The sequence below is a fragment of the Burkholderia sp. SIMBA_051 genome (assembly GCF_046534915.1).
GTDB classification, from domain to species: Bacteria; Pseudomonadota; Gammaproteobacteria; order Burkholderiales; family Burkholderiaceae; genus Burkholderia; species Burkholderia ambifaria.
In genome coordinates this window covers 1-243 of sequence record NZ_JAWRXS010000756.1, presented here as the reverse complement: position 1 = coordinate 243, position 243 = coordinate 1, and the positions used below count along the sequence as shown (strand labels likewise).

General features: G+C 63.4%; 1 pseudogene. It reads left to right on the top strand.

The features are described 5' to 3' along the window. Positions 1–243 (top strand): annotated as a pseudogene (locus SB771_RS36505) (amidase); the annotation flags it as partial.

Sequence of the window (243 nt, the reverse complement as noted above, 5' to 3'; positions counted from 1 at the left end):
CTGGTACGCCTTGCCGTTCGACGCCAGCGACTATGAACTTGGTCTCAAGTGCAAGCCAACACCGGGCGGTGTCCGCATAGCGTCCAGTGCGTCCCTGGGCCTTGCTGTCACGCCCGAAACCGCCGTCCACGATGCGGTCATGCGTACGGCTGACACCTTCCGTGACCTTGGCGCCAAGGTACAGCCGGAAGATCCGCCGGGTATCGCTCGCTGTAACTCGATCCACGCGACCATTTGGCCGGC